At 55.9% G+C, this 401-nt stretch carries 1 protein-coding gene; it reads right to left on the bottom strand.

Annotated features, from left to right (window positions below; translation table 11 throughout):
• On the bottom strand, positions 1-346 hold a 346-nt coding region (locus tag C1I97_RS38975), incomplete at its 3' end, for a glycoside hydrolase family 5 protein (RefSeq protein WP_258382964.1).
• Positions 347-401 lie beyond the last annotated feature (55 nt).

Here is a 401-nt window from a genome sequence, read left to right as displayed (position 1 = left end):
AGCCGGGGACGAGCAGCCACCTCGAGCTGTTGTTTCCGCCGGTTTTCCGCACGGTGTCCACGAAGATCTGGTTGTAGCTGTTGATGTTCGAGTAGCACGGCTGGGTCGGGTTGCCGTACTGCCCGTCAAACTCCTCGTTCATGGACTCCAGGATCAGGCGCTGGTCGTAGTTCTTGAACCGGTTCGCGATTTGCTGCCAAGCTTTCTGGTACTTGTCCTTGATCGTCGTTTGGGAGGGTGAATCGCAGATCAGCCAGGAGCCGTTGATGGTCTTGTATCCGTCACCGTGCATGTTGATCATCACATGCAGGCCCCTGTTGTAAGCGTAGTTGACGACTTCTTGGATTCGGTTCAGCCAGGAGGGATTTATCGTGTAATTCGGGCCGGGTCCTATGCTGCCC

The organism is Streptomyces sp. NTH33 (assembly GCF_003236365.1).
Lineage (GTDB): Bacteria > Actinomycetota > Actinomycetes > Streptomycetales > Streptomycetaceae > Streptomyces.
Note: the sequence above shows the minus strand (reverse complement) of the source record. Positions and strands in the feature narration are given on the sequence as shown.